Below are 24,906 nucleotides of genomic sequence, written 5' to 3'. Positions count from 1 at the left end.
ACATTCTGATTGACTGGTCCATCTAATCTTACAGAGGGCCCTCAGAGATGAAATTCGTGCAGCAAGATATGGAACTGGAAGTCAAGCGAGCGCAGCAGGGAGATCGTGAGGCGTTTATCCGGCTGTTCCGGAGGCTGGAGCCCGAACTGTACAGCTTGGCGAAGTCCATTGTGGGACGTGATGAAGACTGTGCAGACGCGTTTCAGGAAACGACGCTTAAGGCGTATTAATCAATCAAGCCGATCTTCTTGAAACCAAACCTAACGATTTATTTAGCGGACGGACTCTTTCGCCTAGAGCGACGGTCCTCCCCCTTACGGCGCCACTTCGACAAAGGTAGCGTCGGCATGAAATGTCGCTCCGCTTCCGGACTGTCCCACCATCAGATAATCGAAATGACGCAAATATTTGCTCGCATCCGTCCATAGTTGGTAAGATGACTTCTTCGGGTCCGACAGTCCGGCCACACGCCGGAAGGTGGCGTCATTGTTGTACGTGGCCGTGTTGTCGCTCTGATCCAGCCATACCTCTCCGTTTGCGCGAACTCTCAGGTACCGGCCCGGGTAGTTGACGGACTCAAACGATACCCCGTTCCGATCGGCCAGGCCGGGAACGATTTTAAATAAGGCATCCTGCTCCGGGGTAACGTTGGCATCCAGTTGGGCCCGATAGTTGCTATGACGAATGTAGCGGTCCGGGAAGTTATGCGATTGGAGGCGGACGTTCACGGATACGGGTTCGATCTGCCATTGCTGGTGACTGCCAAGCGTATACCGCCATTGATGGACCGGCGTACCTTCGGCCGTAGAGGCGTTCACCACATCGGCGGGTTTATTCGAATGCACGGGTGTGATCCGGTAATAACCATCGCCGACGGGAAGAAAAGCAAACTTCTGATTGTCCCCGCTATTGCCGCTCCACAGCTGGAACTTGGCACCATGCTCCAGCGACCCGCTGGCAATATCGAGGGAAAGTCCGCTCTCTGCATTATTAATACTGTATTGGCCTCCACCAAGATGAGTCACAATCCATTGCTGACGGGAGCCGCCGGTGTACGTAGATTTCCGCACTTCCGAGCCGCTCGCGCTGCCGCTTGCTTCCAAGGCTTTGCCGTCAAGACGCAAGGTGAAACGGTATGTCCCGTCAGGAATATTGCCGCTCGGGAGCTTCGCCGTTCCTCCGCTGCCTGCCGGCCTTGTGTAGAGCAGCGTGCCGAATCCGAGTTGGTCGAAGGTTGAGGCATATCGCATATCGGGGCCGCTTTCGGGTCTCGTCTTGGCGGCGCGGGCGGCGATGTTGGGCGCATTAAGCCCTTTGCGGTTGACGTAATGGTTGTAGATCATCTCCCAGATCGGTCGATATTCATCACGGTTGGCGCCGGATATCGCCGTGTGCGTTTGCACGGCGCCGTTTGTGCCGGAGCCCCATTCATAGGTTGCGAACGGGACGTTGTCATCCCCGTTGTTGTATTTGGCTACGTATTCGGCGGCGCGTAAGAAACGGTTGTTGGCCCAGCCGTACAAATCATCGCCTTGATTCCAAGCCATCTCGTTAATGGTGGCCATCAAACCGATGCCGAGTTGCGTGTGCGCCTGATCGCGCCCGGACTCTTGCCATTGGGCGAGCCCGTTCGGGTGCAGAAATGGAATCGCGTTATAGATCGAACCGTTGCCTGCACCGTATTTGAAATATTCGATGCCGATATCGTAAATATCGCGGCGGTCGCAAAAGATACCGATCGCCACGGTAGCCGCCATATTGGCCAAATCCCAGTTCGCCCAGTAATTTTGAATGTACGCATCATTATGATCGCGGCCGTGTTCGTTGCCGATCAAGAATCGTTCGACGAGCGGTTTGTAAAACACATTGATCAGCATGTCCTGCATCCGGGCAACATCAAACCCGGGATAGTCCCGCATCAGCTCGGCTGCATTCGCCATTTGATATCCGTTCAGACCGGATGCCAGATAACGGTCGGCGCTGCCGGTAAGGGTCGTCAGCGTGGAGGACCAGGAGTTGAGAATGTCGCGGGCCGTATCGCCATGAGCCGTGCTGCCGCTGATCTTCCAGCGCAGCGCATTCTGATAGGCGCGGGCGATATCGTTGTATAGAAGAGCCACATTATCGCCGCTCCCGCCGCGACTAATCGTGGCCGTGGCGCGCGGAGTCCAGCCAGCTTGGGACAGCGGACTGTTCACCAATTGGTTCCAACCGTCCAAATAAGGCTGCGTGCCAGCATTCACCATTTGCTTAACGCGGTCCAGATCCGCCTGGGTGTGCAATAAACCGGGATGAACAAAAGCGGCTGCTGCAACAGCTTTAGGAACTTCAGCAGCTTCCGCCTTCCGATCGGTCATGCCGCTAAACGGACTTAATAAAAGGCTCAAAAGAATAAGCATTGTCCAACATTTCTTCATCATTAAACCTGCCCCTCTAACAAAATTTAAAATCGATAATCAGTAAAAAACGAAAGCGCTCCCACGTTTACAATAAACGATCTCGAAACAAGAATAAATTGCTAAATCATTAAAATAAATCCACTATCTTTAGAATGCTTCTACCAAGCTGCCGAAGTGAAGTTGAGGTTACGGTGTCAAAGAATTTATAAGTAATTGAAAAAATTTGAAATAGATGCCAAATCAGAACTTTGTTATGATTAGCCGTGCTTCCGTTATTTTTAACTGGTAACGGTATCTATCGCTTCTCCCGACAATGTTCGGAATCGGGTGGACTTTGGCGAAGGAGCTGCGGTACGGCTCAGCGGCATCTTCTTGCTGCCGAGGACATCGTATGCGGGCCGGATGAACGGGGTCGTCGTGCAGGGTTCCAACGACAGGGCGGCCTGGACCGATTTGACCGCGCCGGTAACGGGAGCGGCCGAAGGCGTTTGGACTTATCTTGATAACGCCAAGCTGTTGGACAGCGGCGATTACCGTTATTTACGAATTTACAACGGCGCATCCTGGAACGGGAATCTGGCCGAAGCCGAATTTTATGGAGAGCTCGGCACGAACAATGCCTTATAGCTTCATGAGGATCGTACTCTTATTCTTCTATGAGAAATTTTAATTTTAAATCATCTAAATTTTAGACGAGGATGTGTCGAAATATGTATTATAATGACGAAATATAACCAGAGGAGATACCGCTTATGATGAAAACAATCCGCTTTAACGCTTTACGTCCCAAGTTTCTTTTGCTCTGTCTTTTGCTTTTGGCTGTCCCTTCGCTTCTGCTTGGCTACTTGGCTTATAATACTTCCAAGCAACAACTGGATGCGTCGGGCCAAGCCCAGTTGAAAAACAGCGTTCGTTTGGGGATCGCCATGATCAACAATTTGGACAAAGAAGTCAAAGCGGGCCATTTAACGCTTGAGCAAGCGCAGGATATGTTCCGTGAGGAGATTCTTGGGCCCAAAGGCACAGATAATACACGACCGATTAACTTTAAATACGTGGTCGGCCAAAGCGGATACTTATATGCGGTCGATAAAAGCGGCATCTCCGTTATGAATCCCGCCAACGAGGGAGCGGACATGAATACGATCGTGACCGAAGACGGCGTGGAAATGGGCAAAACGATCATCGAACTAGGCACGGCCGGGGGAGGCTTTTACACCTACATCTGGAACAATCCGGTCTCCGGTGAAGACGAAACTAAAATTTCTTATGTGGAAATGGACGAAAACTGGGGGTGGATTGTAGGTTCGGGGGCTTATATGAGCGAGTTTAATCAAGGGGCAAACGAGGTGCTGCGCATTCTCGTCATGACTTTGGCGATCTCTTTGGCGATCGGCGCAATCGCCGCAGGGCTGTTCGTCAACTCGATCGTGAAGCCGATCTCCGTGATGGCCCGACAAGTGGAAAAAGTAGCCGACGGCGATTTGACGATGGAACCGATGACCGTCAAAAATAAAGACGAAGTGGGAAGATTGGCGGAAGGCTTTAACACAATGACCGGCAACCTGAGAGCGTTGATTCGTCATGTATCAGGCAGTTCCGAGCAGGTGGCCGCTTCATCCGAAGAATTGAACGCAAGTGCGCAACAAACGTCCAAAGCCACCGAACAAATTGCGCTTTCCGCCCAGGAAGTGGCGGTGGGAGCGGAGCAACAGGTCAAAACCGCGAACGATGCCAATGAGGTCGTCAGCGAAATTTCCAAAGGCATGGAGCAGGTAGCTCATTCGATTCAGGCGGTTGCCGAAGCGGCCGTAAGCGCAAATGAGGAAACCGTAAAGGGCCATGAAGTGGTTAAGCAAACGGCGGAGCAAATGAGCGTGGTGCAGGAGCGGGTTGAAGCGACGGCCCAGGTGATCCACACGTTAGGGGAGAAATCCGGCGAGATCGGAGAAGTCATATCTTTGATTACGGAGATCGCCAATCAAACCAATTTGCTTGCCTTGAATGCGGCGATTGAGGCGGCCAGAGCCGGGGAAGACGGCAAAGGCTTCGCCGTAGTGGCTAATGAGGTTCGAAAATTGGCCGGGCAATCCTCCGTAGCCGCCGATAAGATACGCTTGATGATTCAGGACATTCAAAATGAAACCCGGGGCGCGGTTACGGCTATTCTGGAGGGAACTCGCGCCGTTGACGAAGGGTTGAGGCAAACCCGGGAAACAGGAGACAGCTTCAGGATCATCACCCGTATGATCGGCGAAGTATCCTCCCAATCCCAGGAGGTGTCCGCCGTTGTGCAGGAAGTTAGCGCATCTTCCCAGAACATGGTGGCAATGATCGAAGCTGTGGCGCTGATCTCCGATCAAACCGCCGGGAACTCCCAAAGTATGGCAGCGGCTTCCGAAGAGCAGCTGGCATCGATGGAAGAGATTACGGCCTCCGCGGCCAATTTGGCAAGTATGGCGGAAGAGCTGCAGAGTTTGGTAACCAAATTTAAAGCGTGATGTTTACCGGGAGGATGCCGGCCGCAGGGCCGTGTCATCCTCCCTTTTTATTCCCCATGAAATGCGCAGCAGCTTTTTCAGCAGCCGGACAACAACATGACGAATCCTTACGGCTTAACCGAGAGGGAACAGGATATTAATTGCCAAAGTGCTGGGTAATATTTCCGCTCAGTCCCGTTTCATGCTATCTTAAAGGGATGATTATATTCAAATTCTGGCGAATCATGGAGCGTAACTATGAACTATGACTGCTTAATTGTGGATGACGAGCGTGAGCTTGCGGAGACGACATGCGAATATTTCAATATGTTTGAGGTAAAAACGGCCTGTGTGACCAGCGCGGAGGCGTGCGAACAGTTCCTTCGGGAGCATGACACCTCGCTGATTCTTCTCGATATCAATCTTGGCGGGAGTTCGGGGTTTGAGCTGTGTAAAAAACTGCGGCGGACGATGGATCTCCCGATTCTATTTATCAGCGCCCGCAGCAGTGATGACGATGTGCTGATCGCCCTAAACATCGGAGGCGACGATTATATCCAAAAGCCGTATACACTAAGCGTTCTGCTGGCCAAGGTCAAAACCGTGCTCCGGCGTTACGGCAAACAACATCCCGCGGCGGACGTGCTGGAATTCGGGCAGGTGCAGATCGATTTGGCTCTTTCCCGTGTTCGGGTAAACGGCGAGGAAGTCAAATTCAAAACACTGGAGTACCGTCTGCTCTGCTATTTGGCACAGCATAAAAACCGGGTGGTGCCCAAAGAGGAGCTGTTCGCCAAGGTATGGGGCGACTCGATTACCGGTGACGGAACTCTAAACGTGCATATCCGTCATTTACGCGAAAAGATCGAGGATGATCCCAATCGTCCCCAATATATCAAAACGGTGTGGGGTACGGGATATGTGCTGGAGGATGGCAAGCGATGAGAATAAAGAGGATGCTCCTGACGCTGCTTGTGGTATGGATCCTCGGTTTCACGTTTGCGCTCCGGGTGATTGAAACGGACGTCGACCCCCGGTTTGATACGGTGATGGCGAACCGGTTGTTAAAGACGGTGGAAAGCCGCTGGAACGAGATTGAGGCAGGCGATTACAGCGGCATCCGGCAGCAATTTGTCGTGCTTGACTCACTCGGGAATGTGCGCTACCGGACGACAGACGGGCTGCCCGAAACCGTGAACGATGCCGTCAGGAACAGGGATGCGGTGCTCGATGTGGTGGTTTCGGGGCAGCCTGCGGGAAAACTGATCATCCACGATGATTACGGACAAACCATTCAGCGCAGCAAACGGCATTTGGCGACGGTGGCTCTGACCACATTTAGCGTTTTAATAGCAATGTGCGCGCTCTATGTCCTATTTTTAAACCGTTCTCTATTCCGGCCGTTCCGAAAGCTGCAAAAATTCGCCCTGCATGTGGCCCGCGGAAATCTGGACTACCCGCTTGAAATGGAAAAAAACAATCCATTCGGCGTTTTCACAGAAAGCTTTGACATGATGCGTGAGGAGCTGGCGGCGGCGCGGAAGAGCGAATATGAGGCCAACCGCAGCAAGAAGGAGCTTGTCGCCAGCTTGAGCCATGATATCAAGACGCCGGTCTCCTCCATCAAGGCGATCAGCGAATTGATGCTGGTGCGCGCAAACGATGAGAAGACGGTCAGCCAGCTAAGCATGATTCATGCCAAGGCCGAGCAAATCAATCGGCTGGTTACCGATATGTTCCATGCGACCTTAGAGGAATTGCAGGAACTGAAGGTGAATGTGACCGAGGAATACAGTTCAATCCTGCAAGAAATGATCGGGAACGTAAATTACGATGACCGGATTGAATGCGGACCTATTCCGGAATGCCTTATGTTGGTGGATCCCATACGTTTGCAGCAAGTTCTCGACAACGTTCTGAGCAACTCTTACAAATACGCGGGAACCAGGATTGAAATCAATGCATATATTCATCGGGACAGGCTGCAGGTCGAGATATTGGATTACGGAGAAGGAGTCAGCCCGGAGGAGCTGCCGTTACTGTTTAACAAGTTTTACCGCGGCCGCAACATCGAAAACCAGGCCGGGGCCGGGCTGGGGCTGTTTATTTCCCGATATTTGATGCGGAGCATGCAAGGCGATATCGAGTGTCATAACCGTACCGACGGTTTTACCGTCACCCTGAGCATCAAGTTGGCCTGACCTATTTAAGGAATGGTTAAGGATTAGACAAAGATTAACTAAGAATTGATCTTGTAGGATAGTAATGCAGCGGACAACCTATGGTGCAATTCGTCGACAAGGGAATGATCGTTTCGTGCCAAATAAGATATTGAGAACGGAGAAACTATGCAAAACCTTCTCCACGGGCGGAAATCAGCAGCATGTGCTCAAAAATCTGGACCTCGATATACTGGAGGGAGACTTTACGGTGATTATGGGCAGCTCCGGCTCCGGCAAATCGACGTTGCTCTATGCGCTCTCCGGCATGGACAAACCCACCTTGGGCGAGGTTTATTTTGATGGGAGAAATATTACGCGGTACACCGAAGACCAGCTTGCCGTTTTTCGCCGAACTCACTGCGGATTCGTGTTTCAGCAAACGCACCTGCTGGATCACATGAGCTTGATGGATAATGTGCTGGCGAGCGGACTGCTGGTGAACAGAAACAGGCGGGCGCTTACGGCCAAAGCGGAGCAGCTTTTAACTCAAGTCGGATTACCCGCCTCTTCCTGGGGCAAATTTCCGTCCCAGTTATCCGGCGGAGAAGCCCAGCGGGCCGGTATGGTCCGCGCCTGTATAAACAACCCGTTAGTCTTGTTCGCGGACGAGCCTACAGGCGCCCTTAATTCCGCGTCCGGCGACAGTGTGTTGGATGTGATGACGAGGATGAACCGAGACGGGCAGAGTATCGTGATGGTTACGCATGATCTGAAAACGGCTTTAAGGGGCAGCCGTATCCTGTATTTGCGCGACGGCACCATTTACGGTGACTTGACATTGGGGGCTTTCCAGGACGGACAAGACGAGGGACGGCGGGAGAGACTCAACGAATTTTTGGCCGAAATGGGGTGGTAAGTTGAACGTATTGAATCCGGCCTCTTACCATTACAAAAAGTCAAAAAGCACTGCCGCTTTCCTGTTTATTCTGATCATGATCGCCGGACTTTTGATGAACCTGGGTATGTCCTCGCTCACCGACATGGACGGTTTTTATGCGGATAAGGTGCAGGAGCTGCACGACCCGCACGTGAGCATTACGATGAACAGCGCAAGCTGCAAGGCGGCTTACCGGGATTTCTTGTCATCTTATCCGGGGGTACGAGAGGTGGAGACGGAGCGCGTAATCTTGCTGTCCTCGGCTACGATTCCTTTCTATAAACACGACTTGGGTTATGGGATTCGTACCATGGTGCTTGATGCGGATGCCGCCCGGAATATCGCTCCGGTGAAGCTGATTGAGGCGGCTTCTATCGAGTATGAGGACGGGATATATGTTCCGTATAGCCTCAAAGTGAGAGGCGGTTACGAACTGGGGGATCGCTTCCCCGTTACTTATCGGAATAAGCAGTATAGCTATCGCGTGGCCGGATTTTTTGAGTCGACTTTAATGGGAACTCCCAAGCTGGATATGCTGAAGTTATATTTGCCGCAAGCCGGCTACCTTCAGTTGTCCAAGGATGCGGGACCCGCAGCCCAAGGAACGCTAATGTCCGCCATCTTAACGGACAGCGAGCAATCGGGCACCCTCTTAATGGATTACTACAGAGCGTTTCCTCAGTCCAACGAGACCGTGATTCCCGGTTTTTGGGCTGCGGATACGCATATGGCCGAGGATGGCGGGGCATTCATCGTTTACTTTGTCAGCCTGATTCTGGTCGTCTTTGCGGCGGTTATTGTGTTGGTGTCACTTCTTGTGATCAAGTACCGCGTAACGGACCGTATCGAAGCGGGGATGGTCAATATTGGCGTTCTCAAAGCGATGGGTTACACTCGTCTGCAGATTGTATTCATGTATGTCATGCCGTTTATATGGCTTGCATTCGCAGCCAGCGTCGCTGGGGTGGCCCTCTCCTGCGCGGTTATGCCCCTGTACGGAAACATGGTCTCTGCATTGGCGGGACTGGTATGGAACGGAAGCGCGTATGCGGGCTTTACGCTGGCCTGCGTCGGGACGGCGACTTTCCTGGTCTTTGCGGTGGCGTTCTTTTCGGCTGCGCCCATTTGCCGGCTCCATCCCGTCGATGCCCTGCGGGGCGGAATCAAGTCCCATAATTTCAAGCGCAATTATCTCCCGCTGAGCCGTACCCGAGGCGGCGTTCATTGGTTGCTTGCCTGCAAAACGGCGTTAGCGGCGGGCCGCCAAAATTTGCTTCTCGGATGTATTATGGCCGCGGTCACATTCGCTTCGGTTTTCTCGGTGGTTCTGTATTACAACACGGCCATAGATAAAACAGCACTGTTCCGCATGATCGGTTCGGAAACGCCCGATGTCGGTATCCAGGTCGAGTCCGGTACGGACAGTTTACAATTACTAGCAGCGATCCGGCAGATGACAGGGGTGGACAAAGCTATTGTAATGGAGTCGATTCCAACAGTGATTCAAGGTCAGAACGTAAGTGCGGAAATTATCGATCAATTCGAATATCTGGACAACAAATCGGTGTATGAAGGACGCTATCCGTTATATGACAATGAGATTGCCGTCACCGGCAAGTTGGCGGGGCTGCTCGGCAAAACGATCGGGGACTCCATCAAGGTGGAAGCCGTTAACGGTTCCTATGTATATTTGATCACAGGGTTGAATCAGTCATTCAGTGCGGAAGGAAAGGGAGCTTCATTGACCCTGGCGGGCCTGAATCATCTGATCCCCGGGCACAACGGGATGTCCATCAATGTATACTTGCAGGGGGACAGTAAAACGGCTTTTATGCAAGAGGTCCTGGCGGAATACGGGAGTCTGATCCGTTCCTTAACCGATGTGAACGAATCCAAGGAAAGCGGGACGCAAGTATATGGCTCGGCATTGTTGGCCGTGATGACAGTCATTCTATCCATATCGGTCCTCGTGGTCGTATTGATTCTGTTTCTTGTGATCAAAACATCCGTTCTGAAGCGGAGAAGAGAGGTGGGAATCCTCAAAGTGGCGGGCTACACTTCATTTCAACTGATAGCCCAGTTGACGCTAAGTATCGTTCCCGTAACGGTTGCCGGTGTTGTGGCGGGTGGTGCTCTGGGAGCCTTGTATACCAACGGCATTTTGGAACTCCTGCTTGCGGATGCAGGGATTTCCAGAGTCCGTTTCATCGTCCCGATGCCGTATATTGCCATGTTATGCACGGTCATCGCAGCCTTTTCCTATCTGGTTTCGCTGTTTGTGGCACGCAGCATCAAATGGATCACCCCCTATGTGTTAATTTCGGAGTAGCAGGATGGCAGCTTATTGATTGAAGATACGGATGATCGCACGGCAAAAATGAGATTACGTTATGCCTGGAATCAATAAGCTGCGGAAACCCGGAGGACGAGCAACAATTAATTATAGTTATTGAATACCTTTTATATCTGTATTAAAACGATATGAAATCCTCTCTCGGAAGGAGAACAACAAAATGAGCACGGGAATGCGGAAGCCGTTGTTTGCGCTTTTGATAAGCATACTTCTTTTTACCGTTTTTTTGGTTCCGGCCTCTGCGGCGGATACCACCCCAACCGGGGAAACCCCTTCGGGGATTCCTTACAACCGACTGGAGCGGGAGATCGACGCCTATGTAAACTCATATATCGGCAAATCAACCCCAGGCGCCGCGGTTGTGGTCACCAAGGGCGACCGGATTATTTTCTCCAAAGGGTACGGTCATGCCGATTTGGAACGCAGGACAGCCGTTGATCCCGCCGCTACCGTGTTTGCCTACGGTTCCATCAACAAAACGTTCGTCTGGACGTCTGTGATGCAGTTGGTGGAAGCGGGCAAGATGCGGCTGGACCAAGATATCCGGGCGTATTTTCCTAAAGAGATCGCGGAGAAGCTGCGTTACGATAAGCCAATCACGATGCTGGACATTATGAGCCATACGGCCGGTTATGAACAGCATCCGCTGAGTACGTTTACGCTGTCGGCGGAGAACTTGACCTCGCTGGAAGAGACGCTGCTGTCAAATCAGCCGGAACAAATCTATGAACCCGGCCAAGTGATCGCTTACTCCAACTTTGCCACGGCCTTGGCCGGCCTGGCGGTGGAGAAGGTGAGCGGGGAATCTTTCTCCGACTATGAAATGAACCATATTCTGAAGCCTCTGGGAATGAACCGCACATCCGGCCATCCTACCTTGGCGGATCATCCGGATTTGCGGGAGGCGGAAGCTGCAGGTTACGCAGTGAAGCAGGAAGGTGGCTTCGAAGCGAGAGCGCACTATTATGTCCCCTTGTATCCTGCGGGAGCCATGGAAGGTACGGCGGAGGATCTGGCCCGCTTCGCCATGGCGCTGTACGCCGCGGATAGCCCGCTCTTCACCCGGCCGGAGACGGCGCGGACAATGTTTTCCCGCAGTTATACGCCGAACGAGGAGATTCTTTCCAATGCGCATGGATTCTGGGAATACCGGGCAGAGCCGCATGTCGTCGGGCACAGCGGGAATGTGAAGGGGTTTTCCAGCAACTTTGCGGTCGTTCCCGAGGAGCAGCTTGGCATCGTTGTTTTGACGAACACCGAGATCGAGCAGAAGCTTACCTCAGGCATTATCAATTTGCTGGTGCAGGACAAGGCGAGGGTAACCGAGGAACCGGTCCCGGCGGCCGATTTGTCACCGTCCGGCGAGTTGGCAGGATACTACGTGCAATCGGGTGGTACTTACTCCACCTATCACGAGGTTACCAATTATCTGGGGTTGATCAAGGTGGAAGCGAAAGGGGAGCATGATCTTACCTTGAGCGTGATGGGCATGTCGGGCGAGCTTAAACAAACAAGTCCGAATGTATACAAGTTCGCCAAGTCCGACAATCCGAGATTTGAAAGATTGGCGCCGGTGCTGTATGCGGAAATTTCGGACGGAGAAGTAGTCAGGTTAAGCAAAGGAATTGCCACGGATATATTGCCGCTCAAGGGAAGCCGCTCGCTTCCCGCGCTGATCAGCTATTTGGCATTGGCTATTCTTGCAATCGTGTTTTTTCTGCTGGCTCCCTTTGTTCTGTTGATCCGCTGGCTTCTGCGTATAAGAAAAGGCGCCCTGTCAACGTCGGCAGGATCGGCAGGCGGTCGTTTGTTGGCGGCCACAGTTCTTTGCGGGACACTTCTCGTAGTCAACATTCTCTACCTGCTGGTGAACGCCATGATCAACGAAAACGTGACGGTAGGTCAGATGAATTTTGGCGTTGCCTTAAATTGGGTACTGACCTTGCTTGCCGCAGGACTGTTTGTGTTCTCCCTGGTTAAAAGCAGAAGTGTACCGCAATCCAAATGGCAGAAAGCGGGGCGGGCCGTCACAGGAGCGCTGTTCGCCGGCTTTGCCCTGCTGCTGGCGGACTGGAACTTTTTCCATTTCATCCCGTAAAGCACGGCAGAACTATGCACAATGGCTTCGTCAAGAAAGTGAAATTTATTAGGAAGAAGGTCGCCAGACGATGCGGTTTATTTTTATAAATAAGTCCAATCAATTGCGCGCGGGATGGGAAGTCTTGCTTGCGGTAGCGGCTATGTTTGTGTTGAAGAGGATCTGTATGCTCGGTCTGTCACTGTGGACGGATTCCGGGGACGGATGGGCGCGCCTATTTAATGGGCTTGGCTTGTATATCCTGCTTGTTGTCGGGTTTGTCGTCAAAGTTATTCGTAAAAAGCCGCTCGCTTCGATTGGCCTCGTCCGTCCGGACGGCAAAAGGCTTTTAACCGGCTTTTTAAGCGGGACATTGCTGCTGAGCACCATTATCGTGATTCTGCTGGCATTGGACATCGCAAATGTACAAGGAGATTGGCTGCATCCCCAATGGGGACGGATCGATTTCGTTGATTTGTTCATCGTCTCCATCCTGGCGGGAATTTCCGAAGAGGTTCTCTGCAGGGGATACATTCAGCAGCTTCTCTCCAGCCGATTATCTCCCTTCTGGGCCATGATAATCATTTCAGCCGGATTCTCGCTCGGGCATATGATGAACGGCGGCTTCACCTGGATTAGCGCCCTTAATATCGCGGTCGTGTCGCTGGTTTTCTCGGGTGTGACGATCTTGACGGGGAATCTTTACTTCGCCATCGCCTTTCACACCGCCTGGAATTTGTTCCAGGGTTATGTATTCGGCGTTGCGGTCAGCGGGCATCCGGTTGAAGGAATTTACAGCATGGAACTGCAGGGTGTAAGCTGGCTCAGCGGAGGCAGCTTTGGTCTGGAAGGAAGCGCAATAACAACGCTGGTGCTTGGGCTGGTCTGCGCGGCGTTGTTGATGGCAAGCCGCAAGAAGACTAGCGGTCACAAAGAGGCTGTCGATGATCCCCGGTACCCTAGTCCATTGCGATGACTCCCTATAGCAGGAGTTTTCAGGGGGAGGCAATGAGTTAATTGGAGCAACATGCCCTGAAGAATAACGGGAAAACTTCCCGTTATTTTGGGCTATGTTGACAGTAACTCGCAATTAGCTGGAAAACCTCCAGCTAGTCTTAGACACTCCTACTAATTCCGCCCTTTTGAGCGGAATTAGTAGGAGTATTTCCAGTTAAAGGGTGACGTTTGTGCGAAACAAGCCAAATTAACGGGAGAAACTCCCGTTAATTGGATTTTTGCCACCGTTTCTCAAATCTCGAAATCAGTCCACCACCGCTCCTTCACTAAGCTTCAAGCTCCCAATGGTTTTCTTCGAAACATGTGCTTACCCAGTAAGAAATAAAAGACAAAACTGATGCCGACCATCGCGTACAGGCTCCATTCCTGAACTCGGGGAGAGAAAGGGGTGCCTTGCGGCATCATGGTATAGAAGGGCAAAACAAACGGAAACCACATGCCGAGCGTAGACGGGAGGCCGGAGAACACGATGTTCAGCAGGACGCAGACGACATTGATGCTGAAGGCGATGCCGAAGTTTTTAAACCGGGTGGAGAACCATAACTGGATGGCAGCCAGCGGAAAAATGCCGACCCAGCCCAACACGGCGCTGCTCATCACGAATGGCCAATCGAGGCTGCCTTTAACGCCAGCAGCCATGCCGCTGCCGATCTCCGCCGCGATGAACAGCATCTGTATGATCGCCAGCATACAGAGCAAAACGGCGTATTTGGCCGAATAGATGCTGGAACGGGAGTAAGGTGTGGCAAGCAACTGCTTCCATCCCCCCGACCTATGCTCGTACATACAAATCAGACCCGCGATGGTCCCGGATAACAGCGGAAAGAAAAACGACGTATGCAGGTTTATGATATACATCAGGTAATTCGGCCAACTCGGTTCGTAAACGGCGGAAAGCATGCCCCAATTGCTGCTAGCCAATGATACATCCGCAATCAGGACGATGAGGATAAGGAGGGCGATCAGCCTCCATTGGATTTTCATGAATTCCGCGGTAAGTAGTTTGTTCATCTCTATTTTCCTCCTACCAGTCTTTCCTGTTAAAATGCCAACATCCCGCGGCCAATAGAACGACTCCGACGGCTAGGCCGGCAAATACCCACCGCACATGTCCAGGAATGAGAGGGGTGGACAGTGGGGGATACGTCCACGGCATGTAATGGAGGACGGGAAACGTCGAACGCGCCAAAAACAAACTGGCCATGGAACCGGCTGCTCCCGCTCCAATCGCCATCGATTGATTGGCGAACATGATAGATAACCAGGTTTGGATGGAGACAAATGCTAAAACGGCGCAAAAACAATAGAGCGGCTGTTTGACGATGATTTCGAGCGGTGCCGGTTCATGAAAAAACAGCTTCCAGAGCACGATCGTGCCCGCGATAATCAGCAATACTTCAATGAACAGCAGCAGGCATGTGACGATCCATTTGCTTAAGTAAATATTCATCTTCGCTACAGGAATCGTGCAGAGCCGGTTCCAGACTTTCGTTTCATGCTCCGCAGACGCCATAACGCTGGTGAGCAAGGTGACACTAAGCATAAGGGTAAAAGAAAGGAAAAAGTACATCACGGACATTGTGGCATAAGCACCGCCGGGCGATTCCCGAAAATTCATGTACCAGAACGCGCTAATCACCCCCAATAACAAAACCGCCGCGGCGACCGGCAGAACGAGGCAGAACGTTCTCAATTTCATCCATTCCGTGCGAAGCAGCCTGATCATAAGCTTCTCCCCATACCGGTCATGCCGAGGAAGATTTGTTCCAGTGAGCGGTCCCCGCCTAGCTCCTTTAGGGAGGACAGGCTGCCCTGATAAATGAGTTTTCCTTCATTAATGATTCCCACATGATCCGCCACCTGTTCTATTTCATACAATAGGTGGCTCGACACCAATACAGTCATGCCGTACATGTTTGGCATGGCGGTGATCAAGCCGCGGATTTCCTGTATGCCCGAAGGATCCAGGCCGTTGGTCGGCTCATCAAGGATCAATAGTTTGGGGCGGCGGAGTATCGCCATCGCAATGGCGAGTCTTTGTTTCATGCCCAGGGAGTACTTTCGGGCCGCTTTGTTGGCTTGATCCGTTAAACGGACCAATTCAAGCGTTTCCGCAATGCGCGATTCCGAAGCTCCCAACAAGGTGGCTGCGATTTTCATATTTTGATATCCCGACAAATGTCCGTAATAGGACGGGGATTCAACCAAGGATCCGACCTGCCTCAGAATTTCAATCCGCGCTTCGGGGAAGGGCCTGCCAAAAATCGTGATGTTCCCGCCGTCGGGCTTGATCAGTCCGAGCAGCATCTTGATGGTGGTCGATTTTCCGGCTCCATTAGGTCCCAAAAACCCGTAAACCGAGCCTTCGGGGATTTGTAAATCAACCCGGTTCACGGATAGATGTTCGCCAAATTGTTTGCATAAAGCGTCTGTTTCGAGGATATACTGTGCCATTCTCTTTGTTCACCTCTGTTCATATTCTTTCCACAGAGTAAGTGAACAAAGTAAACGTCAGGTAAACGAATTTACCTGACGGCATCAAGCGGAAGCAGGATCATGACGGTCGTTCCCAGGTTTGGACGGCTGTGAACCTGCAGTTCTCCCCGGTGTTCCTCGATCAAGTCTTTCACGACGAACAAGCCGATTCCCTCGTCTTTATCCTGGAGATCGCCCGGTTGGCGGTGGTCGAAACGTTGAACGACCTCGGAAGGCATGCCTACGCCATTGTCGGTTATAATGATCTGGATGATCTGATCCGTTCTTACCTGGACGGTGATACTCGTTTCGGGCGGGTTGTGCAATACGGCATTCATCAAAATATTTTGAACCGCTCTTTTGAGTAGCTTGGAATCAAAATAGTACGGCAATGCGGAGACCTGGGATTCAAAGCTGAACTGACAGGTAGCGGATTTGGGATTGTTGGCCGCGTCGAGCGTCAGTTCCCTCAAGAAACGGACAAGATCGCTTCTTGCCTTCAGCACCCGAGGTTTCCCATGCTTGAACTGAAACGTTCGAATCAATCCCTCGATTTCTTGCACTTTCTGCGATAACAACCGGAAAATGCGCTCCTTCTCCTCCTTGGCCAATTCAATTTGCGGGCTAACCATCACATCGAGATATCCTTTGATGTAAGAGAGGGGGGTCTTAATGTCATGGGATACGCCCGAAATCCATTGTTCCCTTAATTCGTTGGCCTGCTCAAGTTCCTGGCGGTTGTGGTCCAGCGTGGCCGTCAATTCCTGAAGACGAACAATCATATCCTTGAAAGGGATATAGATCAGTTTAATTTTATCTTTTTTCCTCCAAAGAAAAGAATACCGCTCACCATAAAAACGGGAGTCGTACTGCCCTTCGGAGAGCCCTTTCATCCAGCCGACCACTGCGAGGGAAGGCTTACCGATTAACCAACCGGCTGTATACATATAGAAGCCTATAATTGATAAAAAGACCAAGATATGATAAACCTTGATATCCAGAAGTTGAAGGGCCGGGAAATATTGCATCAGAAAGATTAACACAACGGTAACGGCCACAAACCCGACGGAGATCACTAATACGGAAGCCATTAAAAATACAAGGGACAACAGCATAGAGCGTTGCACAATCGTCATTGAACATTCCTCGCTTTTTTCACCAATTTATAGCCCAGCCCTTTCATATTGACGAGAAACTGCGGTCGTCCGGGATCGGGCTCAATTTTCTTCCGGATTCTTGAAATATGGATCACCACCGTTTTTTCATCGCCCTCCTGATAGGGCCTCCACACTTTTGCATATAATTCGCTCACCGTAAAAATAAAATTGGGATGCTCGCAAAAGAAAGCAAGCAATAAAAATTCCATCGGCGCACATGAGACTTCCCGTCCTTGAACGAATAATTGCCCGCTTTGTTTGTTCAGTTTAAAATGCCCAAAATCGTAAACCGCTTTTGACAAGGTTTGAAGCTTGGCCATTCTGCGCAAATGAACCTGCACTCTCGCCGCCACTTCGGTCGGGTTAAACGGCTTGGTAATGTAGTCGTCCGCCCCCAGCTCAAACCCGGTAATCTTGTGTATATCCTGATTTTTCGCGGTCAGAAACAGCACAGGCGCTTCGGTGATCATTCTGATCCGCCGGCAAACGTCAAATCCGTCCCCGTCAGGGAGCATGACATCCAGGACGATCAGGGATACATCATGACGTGCAATGATCTCTAACGCTTCATGGGCGGTTGTTGCGGTTAGCAGATTAGGGATCCCGAATTTCCGCAACGTAAACGCCAACAGGTCCAACAAGCCCTGTTCGTCATCAACCAGTAAAACAGTTCCGTTTTCCATTTGACTCACTCCACTTGAAAAATTCCTGCATCTACCATCATACCAGTTCCAAGAATGAGCGCGAAATATTCAATATTTTGGGTTAAGAAGTCTTTGTTTTCAAAGGATAATAGCCATTTCGGATTTTGCGCCGGCTTTTGATTAAAATCCAACAAAATTTGCGTAAAGCCTGCGCCGCTGCCGCCGTTTACAGCATCCTGGAGAATCCCGGCCACTTGCGTGCCGATTCCGGATCGACTTTTGGCGTACGCCGCCAACATTGGTCTGGAGACAGCACAGCTTGAGATGATGGAGGAGCTGTTTAAGCTGGGCAAACCTGTCGTAACCGTTATCATCTCCGGCAGACCACTTGCAATTCCGCTCGTCATTCGGGCATGGCCTTAGCTATACCACGTTTGCCTACAGCGATCTAAAGCATGATGCCCATGTCCAGCCGGACGGGGAGCTTGCGGTTTCGTTTAAGGTTCGGAATACCGGGGAGCTGCGAGGTGATGAGGGCGTCCAGACCTATATCAGAGACTGCTTCAGCAGCATCGGCACCAATGACCTAATCCAATATATGATGGCTGCCAACCGCATGAATGAACGCGTATCCTAGGTGCCAAGCTTTTTAATGGATTTCCTATTAATCTCGGGTATACTAAAAGATATAGAGATCGGATACTAGAGGAGCTGTTGGATGAAGGTAATCTTGGTAGATGATGAGCACCTGGCTTTGAATTATTTGGAGCACCAATTGCGAAAAGTATCAGAAATCGAGATCTGCGGCAAGTTTGCCGATCCATACGAAGGCAAGCGGTTTGCCTTGGCGGAGGAATTGGACGTGGTGTTCCTGGATATCCACCTGCCCGAAATCAACGGTATCGAATTGGCGGAGCAACTGCTTCAGGACAAGCCGCAGCTTAACGTCGTATTCGTAACGGCTTACGACGAATACGCGATCAAAGCCTTCGAGCTGAATGCGCTTGATTATGTTATGAAGCCGGTCCGCAAAGAACGCCTGGAGATCACCCTGCGGCGGATTCAGGAGCGCTTGGGAAGCCGGCCGCAGCGGCGGGAACCCCGTTCCGAACCTGGCGAGCCGTTAAGGATCAGGATGTTTCAGCAGCTGCAGATTGAGACCCGCAACCGCCAAATCGCTCCGGTTCGTTGGCGGACGACCAAGGCGCAGGAATTGTTCCTGTATTTGCTGCAGTATCGGGGACAGCTTGTCCGGAAATCCGCACTGATCGATTTGCTGTGGCCGGAGTACGAGCCTGGCAGGGCTTTTTCCCAATTATATACGGCGGTTTACCATATCCGAAAAACGCTGGAGCCTTTTGGCGAACACGTGCATATTTCCAGCGCTACAGACGGGTATATGCTGCACCTTGAGAACGTGAGGCTGGACGTGGAGGAATGGGAGCGATTCACCGCCTCCGGGACACCGCTCCATGAAGGCACCGTCGCTGATTATGAAGCAGCATTGGACATCTGCCAAGGGGACTATCTGCAAGATTGCGAGTATTGGTGGGCGGAAAGCGAACGCTACCGGTTGAAATCGCTGTGGCTTCAAATCGCTACCCAATTGGCCGAGTGGCATGCTTCGCAAGGAGGACTGGAACAGGCGCTCAAGCGGTATCAGCATATCTGTGATCGCTACCCGTTGGCGGAAGAAGCCCATTTCGCCCTGATGAAGTTGTATGCTTTGCTGGACAATCACGCCCTCGTGCATCGCCAATACCGCCGCTTGGAAGAGGTGCTGGCCGAAGAGCTCAACGAACCGCCAAGCCCTCTGATCGCCAAATGGTACCGCGACTGGTCGCTTGCGCAAAAAAGCCTTCCCAAAAGCAGCATATAGCTGCGGGAAGGCTTTTTTTCATGCGGGGATATGAAAAGAGACCGATACCCCTTTGCCCGGGGCGCTGCGAATCCGCAGCCCTTCACCGTAATACTGTTTGAGGCGGCGGTCCGTATTCCGCAGACCGACCCCCTGGCCGGGGCCGACGGAGGATTCGAAAATCAGACGCTGCTGTTCCTCGCTCATGCCGACGCCGTCGTCGCTCACATTAACCACGAAGCCTTCGGCGGAGCGGAGGATCCGGATTTCCAGCGTGCCTCCTTGGGAGCGTCTAAGAATGCCGTGATTGACGGCGTTCTCCACCAGCGTCTGGATGGACAGTGGAGGGAGCATGAAATGCAGGTCTTCGTCCAGGTCCCAGCGGACGTTTAGCCGGTTGCCGAAGCGTTCCTTCTCGATAAACAGGTAGGAGCGGACGAGCTCCAGCTCGTGCCCGACCGGCACGACCCGATCGGAATTGTGAAAGCCAAAGCTTGTACGCAGGTAACTGCTGAACTCCTCCAGCAGCCGCTGCATTTTGTCGATGTCCATCGTGCCGAGCGCGGCGATGGAATTAATCGTATTGTGCAGAAAATGCGGTTGGATTTGGGCTTGCAGCCAGGCGGCTTCCAGGCGCAGCCGTTCCTCAATCGACACCTTCAACTGGGCTAACGCCTGTACCCGTGATCTCAACTCCCAGGCCTCAACCGGTTTGGTCACATAATCGTTGGCGCCGGACTCAAAGCCGGTGTAAATATCCTCCGGCCGATTTCGGGCCGTCAGCAGGAGAACCGGAAGCTCGGAGATAGAATAGCGGCGGCGGATATCGCGTGTCAGTTCGTAGCCCGAAACGTTCGGCATCATCACATCGGCGATGACCAGATCGAATTTTCCGCGCTTCAATAAGCCGAGCGCTTCCTCGGCGCTCGATGCGGTGACGATTTCGTATTCGGCCGGCCCGAGCAAATCCGCCAGAATTTTCAGATTGAGCGGGTCGTCGTCGACTGCCAGAATGACGGGCTTGCTGCTGTTCATAAGCGGCTGCGCCGTCGGCGGATCCCGCAACTCCGCCTCGCTGCTAGCCGTTGCTTCGTCAAGGATCGGCAGCATCACCGGAGCCGCATTGGCCGTTTCGCGGATGCGGTCCGCTTCTTCGGCCAGAGGCAGCGTAAAGGTGAAGACGGAGCCGCGGCCCGGAGCGGAAGACACCTCCAAAGTCCCGCCATGCAGGGCGACTAGCTGCTTGCAAATGCTGAGGCCCAAGCCGAACCCGCCGTCGGCTCTTATCATCGTTGACGGGCCTTGTTCATATGGCAAAAAGATGCGCCGGCAGGTCTCCTCATCCATGCCGATGCCCGTATCCTTGACGCGAATGGAGGCCATCTCGCCTTTTACGTCGGCTTCCAGGGCGATTTCGCCGCGGTCGGTGAATTTGACGGCGTTATGCAGCAGATTAAACAGGATTTGAATCAACCGGTTCTCGTCGGCCCGGACCGGCGGGAAGCTGTCCGGGATGCCGATGCGCACGTGTATCGGCTTGCCTTCGAGCAGATATCCGAGCATTTGCAGGGTGCCCGACACCACGTTTTGCAGTTTGACGTCGGAAAATTCCAGCCGAAGCGTGTTCTCCTTCAGCCGGGTCGCATCCAGCAGGTCGTCGAGCAGCCGCGACATACGTCTGGCCACGGACAGCTGAACCTCCAATTTTTGGCGCTGGGGTTCGCTCGCCGGGTGTTCCCGATCGTCCAGGACGCTTTGGGTGATGTTCATGATCCCGTGCAGCGGGTTCCTTAATTCGTGCGAGGTATTGACGAGAAAATCGTCCTTTTGCCGGTTGGCCAACTGCAGCTGGCCGGCCAGTCGTTCCGTTTGCTGGGTGGTTCGAAAAAACCGCTTGAACCAAAAAGCGGCAAACGCCAGGACGGTGAAGATCAGGTCAAACGGGTAATGCATCATGTATAGGTCAAGCCGGCTTTGGGCGATAGTCCAAACGATGTTGGTACCCAAGCTTGCGCAGGCCAGCAGCAGGAAAATGACGTCCTGCTGGTTGCGGATGGCTTTTTGCAGCTGAAAAGCCATGATCAGAACCGACGACAGCAGCACGGTCGTCAGCAGCCCCCGCTCCGTAGGGATCGTAACCCGCGTAGGAAAAATCAGCACGAACAGGGCATAACCGCCGGAAAAATAAGCAAAAATGCGAAGCAAGACGGGATGGCCGGTGTTTGGAAACATATTTTTCACCAGCGGAGGAATAAAGGAAACGACCCCGATATAGGACAGCAGCACGATTCTTACGCCGAATTCGAAGGGAAGCTGCGGAAACACCACGTAGAGCAGTTTGTCATCGGCTCCTATGACGCTAACAATGGCGCAGACGACCACGGCGGCGAAATAGAGCAGCCCCTTCCTGGGCGCTCCCAACAAATACAGCATGATCGCGTAGATACCGTGAACCAGCAGTACGGCGCACAGCAACCCCTGCAGCGCCATAGACTTCAATATGCGGCTGTTCATCGCGGTTTCCGTCCCGAAATGGATCGGTTCGACAATGCCGCCATCGCCGGTATGGCTGGCTACATAAATCACGATGTCCAGCCGGGTCGCGCCGGACGGTGTCGGCACGCTATACGGCAGATACTTTGCCCGGAAATCCTGCTCCCGTTCCGCAGGATACCCTTCGCCTGCGGCCCACCGCCCGTTGACGTATACGGAGGAAGCGCGTTTGATGTCGCCTGTGCGCAGCAGGTAAGTAGAAGCTGCTGTCTCCTCGTCCATGAAGATTCGCAAACGGTAGGTTCCGAAATAATAGGAACCTTGGTGTTCTTTCGGAAAATACTTCTGCCAAGCTCCCGGCACGGGAATATAGGTATTCCCCCGAGAAACGGCAGTCTCTTCTCCCGGATCCGACGCAGGCACGATCAGCTCGTCCGGGTAAAATTCCCATTCTCCTTCCAGCGGAATTGTATGGTTGGGGGGGAGACTCAAGCCCCGGAGGTCCAGAATCCCGCCCGATGCTTGCGGATAGTCGACGGTATGGTGAAATCCGAGCCATGCAAGGCGGATTCCGGAAATAGCGATAACGAAAAGCGCAATGATGAGCAATGTTTTTTTGGTTCCCATAATCACTTTACATTCGCTAAGCAGGTCTCTTTTTCCTTTTTCTTGCCCGATTGCGACATTAACAGTATGATTTCCAACCTTCGCTGCTGTCGAGAAAATGTAGAGACCCACGTGGGAAAATGGGGAGATGTAGATTGATTTAACGTTTTTTATTTGGGAGTGAACGAAATGGACATCAAGGACGGCGGATTTGACATGAATATAGTCGCGCTTTCGGCGGCAGTAGCGGTATTGGCATCGTTTTCCGCTTTGAGCATAGCGGTCAAAATAACAAAAACGCCTCGAACAGACGGAAAAACCAGAGCGCTTATGTTGTGCGGCGGCGGCATGGTGATGGGCGTGGGTCTCTGGGCGGCACATATGATCAGCCTGCTGGCGTACGAACCGTACCGTGCTTTGAGATTCGAGGCCGGGGCCATCTTGTTTTCGATTGCCATTTGCACGCTTTGCTCTTTTATCGCGTTTTACCTTTTGCAGATTAAGCAAGGCAGCGGTTACGGGATTGCTGTGGGAGCTTTGACCATGGGGCTAGGATTGACGGGCATGCACTTTGCCAGCTTGAAAGCGGGCGGTGTTCCGGGCTACTCCGGAGAAGGAGGGACCCTGCGAACCGGCATCTCCGTCGATATGCTGGCGATTTACGGGATCACAGCAGCCTTGCTGCTCACTTTTCTCATTTCTTGGCTGGCATGGGTGGCTGATCGCCGCATGCTGGAGCAGATGGCTTACCGGGATCCCCTTACCGGATTGTCGAACCGGAACGAAATGAACCGGTATTTTGATACGTACCAAAACGAAGGCGCCCTGGGTCTTCTGTTTCTCGACCTGGATCATTTTAAGAAGGTGAATGATACGTTCGGGCATACTGTGGGCGATCTGCTGGTTCAGGAATTGGGGCTCCGACTTCGCCAGTTCGTGTGCAGCGATCAGCAGGTATACCGGATCGGCGGAGACGAATTTCTGTTCATCGTGCAGCCGGGAACGGGCGGAGCGGTTGGCCGAGGATATCCTGAGCAGTATCCAGAGACCGTTTCTCTTCGATGACCGCGAATGCTTCGTTACCGCAAGCATCGGCATTCGACTTGGTTCTCCCCGGGAATCCGACCGGTCTATCCTGCTGAGAACGGCGGATCAGGCGATGTACCAGGCCAAAAAGCTGGGGAAAAACCGCTACTGCGTTTACGAGGAACCCGCGGATCACGCCTTGAGCAGGGATAAGCAGGGTAAGATGGCATGATGAAAGCGCGGTAATGGCATAGACTGATATACTCGCTTGTGAATAAGAAGCCGCAGTTGGCCCCGGTTGAGGGCGCTGCGTTTTTTTTAAATAAATGCAGCCTTTCGTAAGTATTCACCGTGATTTATCGCAGTAGCCTGCATGCTTTAAGCGGCAAGCCGGATGCACCCGCCTCCGTCTTAAGACGGGGGACCAACCAGTACCTCAGCCCATATGCTCCGTCAGCTAAATCGCCTATGATAATTAAGGAATTGATAGGGGAATATGATTTCAGCTAAATCGTCTCAATCCATTCCTTGATTAAAATAAAAATGAGGAGTGGATGGATCAATGTTGCTGCATTTATGCAAATCTTCGATGCAGGCGGCCTGGATGGTGTGGGAAAGAGGGTTCGATTGGATCTCGCGCTTTCGCGGCTCGCATACATCACACTTTGGAATTTGCAAAGTCATGATTAAGAAGCATCGGGGGGAGAGTATCGTCTGTGCGGACTCAACCATTATCAATAAAGGCGACCTGGTCGGGGAGCTCCATCTCAATAATGAAACGATTCTGACGCTGATCAAATCCGAAGGCTCAGACCGCGCGGCGCTCATGACAGCCCGGCTTACACGGAAATCCATGCAGCAAATCAGCGAGGCCTTTGCAATTCAGCCGGAGTTCAGAGAGGTGAAGGCGTTAGTCGGCATTACGCTGCTTCATCGTGGCTTGACGCATGGTCTTGGTTTTGAACAGCAACCGATGAAGTCCGATCTGTTCCAACGCATTACAACGGCTTATCTCCGCTTGTTGTTATCCGTTATGCATCCTGAAGGCAAGAGGCGGATTAGCCGAAAGACCGAACAATTGATACCGATGATGCTGATTCACTCGCGCGGCTCGCTGAGGAACCGGTTTATGACGGTGAAGAAGCTGTCCGTTTCAAAGGAATAAGATGAATGGGCGAGCGGGGAAAGATAAGGAATGAATATCGACCGATTGAAAAAACAA

21 protein-coding genes and 1 pseudogene are annotated in these 24,906 nt (G+C 52.3%); 14 read left to right on the top strand and 8 right to left on the bottom strand.

Going from position 1 to position 24,906, the window contains the following annotated elements; translation table 11 throughout:
* Positions 1-47 precede the first annotated feature (47 nt).
* Positions 48-230 (top strand): RNA polymerase sigma factor, encoded by a 183-nt coding sequence (locus tag KI362_RS03410; RefSeq protein WP_301624878.1) that lies wholly within the window; start codon positions 48-50, stop codon positions 228-230.
* Positions 231-314: 84 nt separating this feature from the next.
* Here KI362_RS03410 and KI362_RS03405 read toward each other — a convergent pair whose 3' ends face one another.
* Entirely contained in the window at positions 315-2,387 is a 2,073-nt protein-coding gene (locus KI362_RS03405; protein ID WP_301624877.1) for an AbfB domain-containing protein, read from the bottom strand.
* A gap of 339 nt (positions 2,388-2,726) precedes the next feature.
* Here KI362_RS03405 and KI362_RS03400 point away from each other — a divergent pair, with 339 nt between their 5' ends.
* From KI362_RS03400 to KI362_RS03365, 8 genes are all read left to right on the top strand, one after another.
* Positions 2,727-3,026, top strand: coding sequence for a hypothetical protein (locus KI362_RS03400; RefSeq protein WP_301624876.1), 300 nt, complete (start codon positions 2,727-2,729; stop codon positions 3,024-3,026).
* Positions 3,027-3,151: 125 nt separating this feature from the next.
* On the top strand, positions 3,152-4,900 hold the full coding sequence (locus KI362_RS03395) for a methyl-accepting chemotaxis protein (RefSeq protein ID WP_212939353.1): 1,749 nt from the start codon (positions 3,152-3,154) through the stop codon (positions 4,898-4,900).
* 237 nt (positions 4,901-5,137) lie between these two features.
* A complete protein-coding gene (locus KI362_RS03390; protein WP_212939352.1) occupies positions 5,138-5,824 on the top strand; it encodes a response regulator transcription factor in 687 nt (228 codons plus the stop codon).
* Positions 5,821-7,080: a HAMP domain-containing sensor histidine kinase gene (locus tag KI362_RS03385; RefSeq protein WP_301624874.1), complete on the top strand. Its 1,260-nt coding sequence runs from the start codon at positions 5,821-5,823 to the stop codon at positions 7,078-7,080. The genes KI362_RS03390 and KI362_RS03385 overlap by 4 nt, the downstream gene beginning before the upstream one ends.
* Before the next feature lie 130 nt (positions 7,081-7,210).
* Positions 7,211-7,957 carry an ABC transporter ATP-binding protein gene (locus KI362_RS03380; protein ID WP_301624872.1) on the top strand — a complete coding sequence of 249 codons (747 nt, stop codon included), beginning with the start codon at positions 7,211-7,213 and terminating at the stop codon, positions 7,955-7,957.
* 1 nt (position 7,958) lies between these two features.
* Positions 7,959-10,307, top strand: a complete 2,349-nt coding sequence (locus KI362_RS03375) for an ABC transporter permease (protein WP_301624870.1) — start codon at positions 7,959-7,961, stop codon at positions 10,305-10,307.
* 184 nt (positions 10,308-10,491) lie between these two features.
* The gene (locus tag KI362_RS03370; protein ID WP_301624868.1) at positions 10,492-12,429 is read left to right on the top strand and encodes a serine hydrolase domain-containing protein; all 1,938 of its coding nucleotides are present in this window, start codon (positions 10,492-10,494) and stop codon (positions 12,427-12,429) included.
* Positions 12,430-12,499: 70 nt separating this feature from the next.
* Positions 12,500-13,384 carry a CPBP family intramembrane glutamic endopeptidase gene (locus KI362_RS03365; protein ID WP_301624867.1) on the top strand — a complete coding sequence of 295 codons (885 nt, stop codon included), beginning with the start codon at positions 12,500-12,502 and terminating at the stop codon, positions 13,382-13,384.
* A gap of 314 nt (positions 13,385-13,698) precedes the next feature.
* Here KI362_RS03365 and KI362_RS03360 read toward each other — a convergent pair whose 3' ends face one another.
* The 6 genes from KI362_RS03360 to KI362_RS03335 all read right to left on the bottom strand — a co-directional run bounded on the left by KI362_RS03360 (position 13,699) and on the right by KI362_RS03335 (position 17,955).
* On the bottom strand, positions 13,699-14,436 hold the full coding sequence (locus KI362_RS03360) for an ABC transporter permease (protein ID WP_301624865.1): 738 nt from the start codon (positions 14,434-14,436) through the stop codon (positions 13,699-13,701).
* 13 nt (positions 14,437-14,449) lie between these two features.
* Positions 14,450-15,151: an ABC transporter permease gene (locus tag KI362_RS03355; RefSeq protein WP_301624863.1), complete on the bottom strand. Its 702-nt coding sequence runs from the start codon at positions 15,149-15,151 to the stop codon at positions 14,450-14,452.
* On the bottom strand, positions 15,148-15,879 hold the full coding sequence (locus tag KI362_RS03350; RefSeq protein WP_301624861.1) for an ABC transporter ATP-binding protein: 732 nt from the start codon (positions 15,877-15,879) through the stop codon (positions 15,148-15,150). Before KI362_RS03350 ends, KI362_RS03355 begins: the two co-directional genes overlap by 4 nt.
* Positions 15,880-15,950: 71 nt before the next feature.
* Entirely contained in the window at positions 15,951-17,036 is a 1,086-nt protein-coding gene (locus KI362_RS03345; protein ID WP_301624859.1) for a sensor histidine kinase, read from the bottom strand.
* Positions 17,033-17,740, bottom strand: coding sequence for a response regulator transcription factor (locus KI362_RS03340; protein WP_301624857.1), 708 nt, complete (start codon positions 17,738-17,740; stop codon positions 17,033-17,035). The genes KI362_RS03345 and KI362_RS03340 overlap by 4 nt, the downstream gene beginning before the upstream one ends.
* 5 nt (positions 17,741-17,745) lie before the next feature.
* On the bottom strand, positions 17,746-17,955 hold the full coding sequence (locus tag KI362_RS03335) for a hypothetical protein (protein ID WP_212939342.1): 210 nt from the start codon (positions 17,953-17,955) through the stop codon (positions 17,746-17,748).
* 4 nt (positions 17,956-17,959) lie between these two features.
* On the opposite strand from KI362_RS03335, the gene KI362_RS03330 reads away from it, so the two are divergent.
* The 3 genes from KI362_RS03330 to KI362_RS03320 all read left to right on the top strand — a co-directional run bounded on the left by KI362_RS03330 (position 17,960) and on the right by KI362_RS03320 (position 19,580).
* On the top strand, positions 17,960-18,124 hold the full coding sequence (locus KI362_RS03330) for a hypothetical protein (RefSeq protein WP_301624854.1): 165 nt from the start codon (positions 17,960-17,962) through the stop codon (positions 18,122-18,124).
* Positions 18,090-18,338 (top strand): putative PEP-binding protein, encoded by a 249-nt coding sequence (locus tag KI362_RS03325; protein ID WP_301624852.1) that lies wholly within the window; start codon positions 18,090-18,092, stop codon positions 18,336-18,338. The genes KI362_RS03330 and KI362_RS03325 overlap by 35 nt, the downstream gene beginning before the upstream one ends.
* 81 nt (positions 18,339-18,419) lie before the next feature.
* Complete coding sequence (locus KI362_RS03320; RefSeq protein WP_301624850.1) at positions 18,420-19,580, top strand: response regulator; 1,161 nt, start codon at positions 18,420-18,422, stop codon at positions 19,578-19,580.
* An 18-nt stretch (positions 19,581-19,598) separates the two neighbouring features.
* Here KI362_RS03320 and KI362_RS03315 read toward each other — a convergent pair whose 3' ends face one another.
* Positions 19,599-22,679: a hybrid sensor histidine kinase/response regulator gene (locus KI362_RS03315; RefSeq protein WP_301624848.1), complete on the bottom strand. Its 3,081-nt coding sequence runs from the start codon at positions 22,677-22,679 to the stop codon at positions 19,599-19,601.
* 168 nt (positions 22,680-22,847) lie between these two features.
* On the opposite strand from KI362_RS03315, the pseudogene KI362_RS03310 reads away from it, so the two are divergent.
* A pseudogene (locus tag KI362_RS03310) lies at positions 22,848-23,916 on the top strand (diguanylate cyclase domain-containing protein).
* Between the two features lie 330 nt (positions 23,917-24,246).
* Positions 24,247-24,849 carry a YkoP family protein gene (locus tag KI362_RS03300; RefSeq protein ID WP_212939337.1) on the top strand — a complete coding sequence of 201 codons (603 nt, stop codon included), beginning with the start codon at positions 24,247-24,249 and terminating at the stop codon, positions 24,847-24,849.
* Positions 24,850-24,906: the final 57 nt, after the last annotated feature.

Source organism: Paenibacillus apis (assembly GCF_018333295.1).
GTDB lineage: Bacteria > Bacillota > Bacilli > Paenibacillales > Paenibacillaceae > Fontibacillus > Fontibacillus antibioticophila.
Note: the sequence above shows the minus strand (reverse complement) of the source record. Positions and strands in the feature narration are given on the sequence as shown.

Bases quoted from the DNA above. Each gene is read 5' to 3' on its own strand.
- KI362_RS03340 (WP_301624857.1), bottom strand. From the start codon at position 17,740: ATGGAAAACGGAACTGTTTTACTGGTTGATGACGAACAGGGCTTGTTG.
- KI362_RS03320 (WP_301624850.1), top strand. From the start codon at position 18,420: ATGAAGGTAATCTTGGTAGATGATGAGCACCTGGCTTTGAATTATTTG.
- KI362_RS03355 (WP_301624863.1), bottom strand. From the start codon at position 15,151: ATGATCAGGCTGCTTCGCACGGAATGGATGAAATTGAGAACGTTCTGC.
- KI362_RS03365 (WP_301624867.1), top strand. From the start codon at position 12,500: ATGCGGTTTATTTTTATAAATAAGTCCAATCAATTGCGCGCGGGATGG.
- KI362_RS03300 (WP_212939337.1), top strand. From the start codon at position 24,247: ATGTTGCTGCATTTATGCAAATCTTCGATGCAGGCGGCCTGGATGGTG.
- KI362_RS03370 (WP_301624868.1), top strand. From the start codon at position 10,492: ATGAGCACGGGAATGCGGAAGCCGTTGTTTGCGCTTTTGATAAGCATA.
- KI362_RS03360 (WP_301624865.1), bottom strand. From the start codon at position 14,436: ATGAACAAACTACTTACCGCGGAATTCATGAAAATCCAATGGAGGCTG.
- KI362_RS03345 (WP_301624859.1), bottom strand. From the start codon at position 17,036: ATGACGATTGTGCAACGCTCTATGCTGTTGTCCCTTGTATTTTTAATG.
- KI362_RS03385 (WP_301624874.1), top strand. From the start codon at position 5,821: ATGAGAATAAAGAGGATGCTCCTGACGCTGCTTGTGGTATGGATCCTC.
- KI362_RS03395 (WP_212939353.1), top strand. From the start codon at position 3,152: ATGATGAAAACAATCCGCTTTAACGCTTTACGTCCCAAGTTTCTTTTG.
- KI362_RS03390 (WP_212939352.1), top strand. From the start codon at position 5,138: ATGAACTATGACTGCTTAATTGTGGATGACGAGCGTGAGCTTGCGGAG.
- KI362_RS03350 (WP_301624861.1), bottom strand. From the start codon at position 15,879: ATGGCACAGTATATCCTCGAAACAGACGCTTTATGCAAACAATTTGGC.
- KI362_RS03410 (WP_301624878.1), top strand. From the start codon at position 48: ATGAAATTCGTGCAGCAAGATATGGAACTGGAAGTCAAGCGAGCGCAG.
- KI362_RS03315 (WP_301624848.1), bottom strand. From the start codon at position 22,679: ATGGGAACCAAAAAAACATTGCTCATCATTGCGCTTTTCGTTATCGCT.